The following is a 7,766-nucleotide window of genomic DNA, read 5'->3' as shown; positions in this document are numbered from 1 at the left end:
ACAGGAACATTAATTTGCTTTAAAACATAAGGTAGTGCACCTATATGATCTTCATGTCCATGAGTTAAAAATATACCTTTAACCCTTTCCCTGTTCTTTATAAGATAATTTACATCTGGTATAACTACATCTATACCTAACATATCATCATCTGGGAATTTAAGGCCGCAGTCGATAACAACAATATCATTCTTGTACTCAATTACGGTAAGGTTTTTGCCTATTTCATTAAGACCTCCAAGTGGTATAATTTTAATTTTTTCTCTTTCTCTTCGCACTTTCTCCCCTCCTTTGTAATTTTATATATATTTAAATTAATTTGTTACTCTATTTAAGTATCTTTAAGAAAATAATCAATCAGCATTTAACCTATTTTACGTTATGCTGTATCAGCAAAATCTTCATATATCCCGCTATAAGCGAGTTCTACTTCTTTGCCTAACAGAAAATAGACTAAAATCCTTATCTTACTTATTCTCTTTCAGATGCCCTATTACATTCTTCACATATCCCATAGAATTTCAGACTGTGATTTTCAATTTTAAATTTGTATTTTTCTTCAATAACTTCTTCTATTTCATGAAGTAAATCGCCCTGAACTTCAATTACTTTATTACAAGAATTGCAAATTAAATGATGATGCTGATGACTATCATCACCTTGACAAAGTTCATATCTACTTCTTCCATCATCTAAGTCTAATTTACATACTACGCCCATCTCTTCTAGTAATTGAACAGTTCTATAAACAGTTGCTAAGCCTATTTCAGGGCAGTCTATTTTAACTAAATCATATAACTCTTCAGCTGTTAAGTGAGCTCCTTCACTGTCAATTATTCCGTTTAAAATAGCTCTTCTTTGAGGGGTTAATTTATACCCCTTTTCTTTTAAAACTTCTTTTAAAACTTCAATTCTATCATGAGACATATTAACTCATTACATCTGTTACGCAAAACTTATAAAACTCTATAAAAACATTATAAAAACTTATATTTTCCCTATACTTAATATATTGGATATTATATTCTAGCATAGATATATACATTGAAAATGTGAGCTTTCATATAATTTGCTACCTAGTATCATAATTCTTTAACAGACTATAACATTTGCATATAAAAGTTTTTCTGATAAAGATATTTTAAGATTTCCATAACTATTCTTAATAGTTATGCTTTTACTATATTAGCAATTATCTTACGACTATAATCATTTTTAATATTCTCAAATATTTTATGTGACTTTTTAATGTTCTTTTCAAATTTTATAATATTACTTGTTTTAACGTAACTCCTCCCTTCTCCATTTTTTCATATCTTATTAATGCATTACGCTGTAATCTACGTAATTTTTTATAAGTTTTGAGAAATTCTCAATAGAATAACATTTCAAATTAATAACTATAAAAATTTAACATTTTTCAAATTTTATTTTATATAGTTTTTTAATTACTATTAATCTCTTTATATTAACTATCTATTATTCTTATAAGATAGATATTTTCAAATGATAATTACACGATAATAAAATAAAAATTATTCTTCAAATATAGCTTCATAAGCTTCTGATATCATTTCAAACTCATCTTCATCTTCTACTGGAACTAATAAATCATTTCCTTCTTCATCTTTTTTAATCTTTAGTGCTATAGCATCTAAATCTTCTTCTCCACTTGCAACAACTATAACATATTCCTCTTCTTCTATATCCAGCTTAGTTATAACATCAAATTCAATTTCTTCTCCATCTTCATCAATTAAAGTAATTTTATCAACATAATTTTCCATAACTATTTCTCCTATTCTATCATAATAATTCTTTAATATATACTATCTAAATATCCTTGTAATATGTATATTGCTGCTATTTTATCTACAATTTTCTTTCTCTTGCTTCTTGATAAATCTGCTTCTAACATAACCTTGTGAGCAGCAACAGTGGTTAATCTTTCATCCCAAAACTTTATTTCTTTATCTATGTGCTTTTTTAATTCCTCACAAAAAGCCATAACTTTTTCTCCTTGTGGGCCTATAGTTCCATTCATATTTTTAGGAAGTCCTGAAATTATCTTTTCCACATCATATTCTTTACATATTTTTATAATTTCATTTATATCATCTTCTAATTTTTTTCTTCTTATTGTAGTAATGCCTTGAGCTGTTAGTCCTAACGGATCACTTACTGCTACTCCAATAGTTCTATCGCCAACATCTAATCCTAGTATTCTCATTAAGAATCTCCTTATGCAAAAGTATCTATAATTAATAATAAACTTAGTATATGTTAAATTAAAATAAAAATGCCTATAAGGCATTTTTATTTTATATCTAGATAAGATTTTAAAACCTCTTCCAATATATCGTCTCTTTCTAGTTTACTAACTAATGCTCTTGCTCCATTATAATTTGTTATATAAGTTGGATCACCTGAAATCAAATATCCTACTAGTTGATTAACTGGGTTATATCCCTTTTTCTTTAAGGCATCATATACGTCAGTCAGTATCATTTTTGTCATATCTTTTTTATCCTTCACATTTTCAAACTGAACTGTATTTTGATTATCCACTATAATCTCCCTCTTTCCCATCGCTTAAACGACCAATAGATATTTTAATAATATTATAAAACATATACTTCAAAAAGTACACTATTTAACTAAACTTTCTAATACTTCCTTAGCTTTATCCATTGCCTCTTTTAATTTTTCTGGTATTTTTCCACCTGCTTGAGCCATATCTGGTCTTCCACCGCCGCCACCGCCAGCGATAATTGCAGCTTCTTTAATTATTTTACCACAATGAACCCCATTTGATACAGCATCCTTTGTAGCCATCGCTACAAATTGAACCTTATCTTTTGAGGAAGCTCCTAGTATGACAACACCACTTTGAAGTTTATCTCTTAATTTATCACTAAGGTTTCTAAGAGCTTCTCCTTCAATATCATTAACCATTGCCACTATAGCTTTTACGCCCTTTATATCTATTACTGAACTTATAAGCTCATCTTCTAATCCACTATTTAGTTTTTCTTTTAAACCCTGAACTTCTTTATCTTTCTCTTTAAGCTCTTGTAGTAATAATTGTAGCTTATTAACTACATCTTTCTCTCCACATTTTAATATTGAAGAAATCTCTTTTAAGAAAGTATTCTTATCTTCTACATATTTAACTGATTTTGCTCCAGTTATAGCTTCAATTCTTCTGATACCTGCTGCAACTCCACTTTCACTTATAATTTTAAATAATCCTATCTCTCCGGAATTCTTAACGTGAGTTCCTCCACAAAGCTCTTTACTGAAGTTTTCTACAGATACAACCCTAACATCTTCTTCATATTTATCATCAAATAATGCTACTGCACCACTATTTTTAGCTTCTTCTATAGTCATAACATCAGTATTTATGCTATAAACTTTCATAATTTCATCATTTAATTTCTTTTCAACCTTTTTAAGTTCTTCTTCACTTAAGGCAGCAAAATGAGTAAAGTCAAATCTTAATCTTTCATCATCTACATAGGAGCCTGCTTGGTTTACATGATCTCCTAAAATTTCTCTTAAAGCTTCATGAAGCATATGAGTAGCTGTATGATTTTTGCATATATTTTGCCTTCTTTCGCTATCAACTGAAAGCTCAACTATATCCTCTAGATTTACTTCACCTTCTACTACTTCTACAAAATGAAGAATTTTTCCGCCAATATTTTTCTTACAATCATAAACTACAGCTTTAAACTTATTATTAGAGATTATGCCTTTATCTCCTACTTGACCTCCCATTTCAGCATAAAATGGAGTTATAGAAGTAATTATTATACCTTTTTCTTTGGTAGCTAAAGTTCCCACAAATTCATCATCTTTAATTAGAACTTTTACTTCTGAAGAATCTACTATTTTATCGTATCCACTAAAAGCAGTTTCTATATCTGCAGGAATTTTATTTAAAATTCCATCATCATTGCCCATGTAGCTTGAATCTCCTCTAGCTGCCCTAGCTCTTTCTCTTTGGCTTTTCATTTCTGTATTAAAGCCTTCTATATCAACTTTTAAATTCTTTTCCTCTAAAATCTCCTCTGTAAGTTCTAGTGGAAAACCATAAGTGTCATAAAGTTTAAAAACTTTTTCACCTTTTAAAGTATCTTCATTAGAAGTTTCTAATTCTTCAATATATGACTTTAATATTTCCATTCCTGAATCTATAGTTTCACTAAATCTTTCTTCTTCTAGTTTTATTACTTTTTTAATATAACTAGCTTTTTCACTTAATTCTGGATAAGCACCCTTAGAATTTTCTATGACTATATCACATAATTCATTTAAGAATATACCTTTTATTCCTAGTAATCTACCATGTCTTGCTGCCCTTCTTAATATTCTTCTTAAAACATATCCTCTACCTTCATTTGATGGTAATACTCCATCACTAATCATGAATGCTACACTTCTAACATGATCAGTTATAACTCTTATAGATATGTCTTCTCTTTCATTATAGCCATATTTTTTATTAGATATTCTACAAACTTCATCTAATATTGCTCTAATTGTGTCAACTTCAAAAATGCTGTTAACTCCTTGCATTATGGTTGCCATTCTTTCAAGTCCCATTCCTGTATCTATGTTAGGACTTGATAATTTGTTATAATTTCCTTCCTCATCTTTATCAAATTGAGTAAATACTAAATTCCAAAACTCTATAACTCTATCTTCATCAGAAGCTTTTTCAAATTCCTCAGCAGTTTTTATTTGTCCTAATTCAGGTTTTCTATCAAAATGAATTTCAGAACACGGTCCACATGGTCCAGGGCCAGCTCCAACCTCCCAGAAATTATCTGCTCCTAATCTAAAAATACGATTTTTATCTATATCTGTTTTATTTACCCATATTTTAAAAGCTTCATCATCTTCTAAATGTATAGTTACATATAATTTTTCTTTAGGTATTCCTAAAACTTCTGTTACATATTCCCAAGCCCACGGAATTATTTCTTCTTTAAAGTAATCTCCAAAAGAAAAATTTCCAAGCATTTCGAAAAAAGTACCATGTCTAGAGGTTCTACCTACGTTTTCTATATCTCCAGTTCTAATACACTTTTGACAAGTAGTAACTCTCTTACTTGGTGGGGTTTGTAATCCTGTAAAATATGGTTTTAATGGAGCCATACCAGCATTTATAAGTAGTAAGCTCTTATCGTTTTTAGGTACTAACGGAAAACTTTCTAATCTTAAGTGATCTTTACTTTCAAAAAATTTTAAATAAGATTCTCTAATTTCATTTAATGACATATTTTTCATATCTATTCCTCCTATAATTTAAGTGCACTATTTAAAAATTTAATATATAGATTAAAATATGTATTTGTTTTGTTATTTTAATTTATAATTTTTTAATTCACAATGCACATCTCGCACTTCGCTATTGTAGTGATATTTTATATCGCCATAGTCTTAACTAATAATATTTTTATACAAAAAATAAAAAACCCTCCTTCCCTAAAAAGGGACGAAAGGTTCCGCGTTACCACCCTTATTATATTAAAATTTTTAAAATTTTAATATCACTTAATTAAATATGGCTCTAAGACAGCTTCAATATATCTCCCAAGAAGTTTTCACCAACCACTTCCTCTCTAAATGCCTTGATATATTTACTAATTCTTGTCATCACCTAATATTATATTTTCTTATTGGAATTATATGAAAAAATAAATAAAATGTCAACTATTACTTAATTAAAATTTAAAATAAATAACTCTCGATATCCTCATACAATACCTTAATAGTTACCCAAATAGGTACAATAATTATCATACCTAATACTCCACCTATATTTCCACCTACAAGTAATAATATTAATATGGTAAGTGGATGCGCACTGACACTCTCTCCTATAATTTTAGGGCATATAATATCTCCCTCTATTTGTTGAATTATCATTAATGCTATTCCTACAGAAACTATACTTTGAAGTGAATTTAAACTAGCTAATATAAGAATAGGAATAGCACCTATTATGGGCCCAAAATAAGGGATTATATTAAATACTGCATTTATTAAGGATAATACTATAGGAAATTTAACTCTTAATACTAAAAGCACTATAAATGTTAAAATTCCTATAATTGCGCAAAGCTCAAATTGTGTTATTATATACCGTTCCAACACTTTATCTATATGCACTAATGCTTTTTTAATCATACCCTTACTTGATGTGGGAAATAACTTTAAAATTCCATTCAAAATTAAATTATCATCACATAGAAAAAAATAAATAAGAGTAGGAGAAACTAAAAATAATAATATATTTTCCCCTGCTGATATAAGAGTTTCTATGGTTTTCTCTATTGTATTAATTATTAGTAATTGTACTTTATCGTAAATTACGTTTATAAAATGAGAAATAAATTTATTGTTTCCTAAAGTAATATCTGGACTCTTAAAATTATTAACATATCTTTCAATATCTAAAAGCATATCATTAATATTATTGCTGTCTTTAAATATAGAAGGTATTAAAATAGTAAATATTAATAAAATAGAAAGTATTATAGTTAATATAACAAAAACTGCTGCAAATCTTCTATTAAAGCCTTTACTAATTAAAAATTTATAATAGGGTCTTAAACTATAAGATATTATAAAAGATATTAATATAACTCCAATTAAATCTAAAAATATTGGAAATCTTTTTATTAGAAGTATAATTGCTAATATAAGTATTATTAAAGCTATAATTTTAATATAGCTTCTTTTACCCTTCAATATTGTCTTCTCCTATATGTAAGAAATTGTTATGAGGTATGCAATGAAAACTATATTTATCTTGGCATCCTACATAAAGCAAATTATCTTTTCCTAAAATCATATCTTTAATTAACAATATTCTTCTTTCTTTAAATATACTTGTAACTAAGCTATATGCTATTGAAATAGCTCTTATTTCAAAGCTTTCTCCATCAAAAATTAATTCCTTAACAATCCCCAATATTTTAGAATTTTTATCTATAACATACATCTTCTTAATATCACTAAAAGCTAAATATTCTTCTTTAGTTATTTTATTTATTACCATCGCTCCATTAAAATAAATAATATCTTCTTTTAAAATGCTAAAGTTTTTCCTAAAAAGCTTGTAGGGGGTTACTTTAAAACCTATAACTTCCCTTTTACTAAAATTTATCAGTATATCCTTTATATACCCTAACTTTTCACCTTGTAGATCCAATACATCCATAAATACAAAATCTCTACTCTTATACATGATATAATACCTTCCCTACTCTACCTTCTTTATTAAGTATTATACCCATTTTTAAAATAATTTAGTCAAAACTTATACAATACGAAATAACAATTGACATTCTTATTAATTAAGAATTAATAATTAAGAATGAAGAACCTATAGGCCCCCTAATTAGATTGGACATACTGAACTCAATTAAGATAGAATAAATCTAAGATAATTAGGAGGGGCTTTTTTATGGAGAAAAAAAGATTTATTAGGAAATTTACAGAGGATCAAAAGGTTGATTATGTTAATCAAGTTTTAGAATCTGGTAGTAATATTCTTATTGCTAAAAAATATGATATTAATCCAGTGTTATTAAGCAGATGGGTTAGTAACTATAGAAGATATGGTCAAACATTAGAACCTAAAGAACTTAAGAATCCAAGTGAAAGTGAGATAGTACCTAATTATAAAAAGGAATATAAAAAGTCTTTAGAAGTAATTAAAGAACAGGAATTAAAAATAGCAATTTTAG

General features: G+C 27.6%; 9 protein-coding genes and 1 other annotated feature. Of the genes, 1 reads left to right on the top strand and 8 read right to left on the bottom strand.

Going from position 1 to position 7,766, the window contains the following annotated elements; genetic code table 11:
* The 8 genes from B3603_RS18015 to B3603_RS17980 all read right to left on the bottom strand — a co-directional run.
* On the bottom strand, window positions 1–278 hold a 278-nt coding region (locus tag B3603_RS18015), incomplete at its 3' end, for an MBL fold metallo-hydrolase (RefSeq protein WP_291567489.1).
* A gap of 193 nt (window positions 279–471) precedes the next feature.
* The gene (locus tag B3603_RS18010) at window positions 472–927 is read right to left on the bottom strand and encodes a Fur family transcriptional regulator (RefSeq protein WP_291567487.1); all 456 of its coding nucleotides are present in this window, start codon (window positions 925–927) and stop codon (window positions 472–474) included.
* Between the two features lie 608 nt (window positions 928–1,535).
* Window positions 1,536–1,787 carry a DUF1292 domain-containing protein gene (locus B3603_RS18005; protein WP_291567485.1) on the bottom strand — a complete coding sequence of 84 codons (252 nt, stop codon included), beginning with the start codon at window positions 1,785–1,787 and terminating at the stop codon, window positions 1,536–1,538.
* A gap of 32 nt (window positions 1,788–1,819) precedes the next feature.
* A complete protein-coding gene (gene ruvX, locus B3603_RS18000; RefSeq protein ID WP_291567483.1) occupies window positions 1,820–2,230 on the bottom strand; it encodes a Holliday junction resolvase RuvX in 411 nt (136 codons plus the stop codon).
* 86 nt (window positions 2,231–2,316) lie between these two features.
* The gene (locus tag B3603_RS17995; RefSeq protein ID WP_039631414.1) at window positions 2,317–2,589 is read right to left on the bottom strand and encodes an IreB family regulatory phosphoprotein; all 273 of its coding nucleotides are present in this window, start codon (window positions 2,587–2,589) and stop codon (window positions 2,317–2,319) included.
* Window positions 2,590–2,649: 60 nt separating this feature from the next.
* Window positions 2,650–5,298, bottom strand: a complete 2,649-nt coding sequence (alaS, locus tag B3603_RS17990; RefSeq protein WP_291567480.1) for an alanine--tRNA ligase — start codon at window positions 5,296–5,298, stop codon at window positions 2,650–2,652.
* A gap of 201 nt (window positions 5,299–5,499) precedes the next feature.
* Window positions 5,500–5,677: a binding site (T-box leader), on the bottom strand.
* A gap of 65 nt (window positions 5,678–5,742) precedes the next feature.
* A complete protein-coding gene (locus tag B3603_RS17985; protein ID WP_291567478.1) occupies window positions 5,743–6,765 on the bottom strand; it encodes an AI-2E family transporter in 1,023 nt (340 codons plus the stop codon).
* On the bottom strand, window positions 6,755–7,264 hold the full coding sequence (locus B3603_RS17980; protein WP_291567476.1) for a PRC-barrel domain-containing protein: 510 nt from the start codon (window positions 7,262–7,264) through the stop codon (window positions 6,755–6,757). The genes B3603_RS17985 and B3603_RS17980 overlap by 11 nt, the downstream gene beginning before the upstream one ends.
* Before the next feature lie 219 nt (window positions 7,265–7,483).
* On the opposite strand from B3603_RS17980, the gene B3603_RS17975 reads away from it, so the two are divergent.
* A partial coding sequence (locus B3603_RS17975) for a transposase (RefSeq protein ID WP_291567474.1) occupies window positions 7,484–7,766 on the top strand: 283 nt, incomplete at its 3' end.

The organism is Clostridium sp. UBA2485, assembly GCF_002341865.1.
Lineage (GTDB): Bacteria > Bacillota > Clostridia > Clostridiales > Clostridiaceae > Clostridium_J.
Note: the sequence above shows the minus strand (reverse complement) of the source record. Positions and strands in the feature narration are given on the sequence as shown.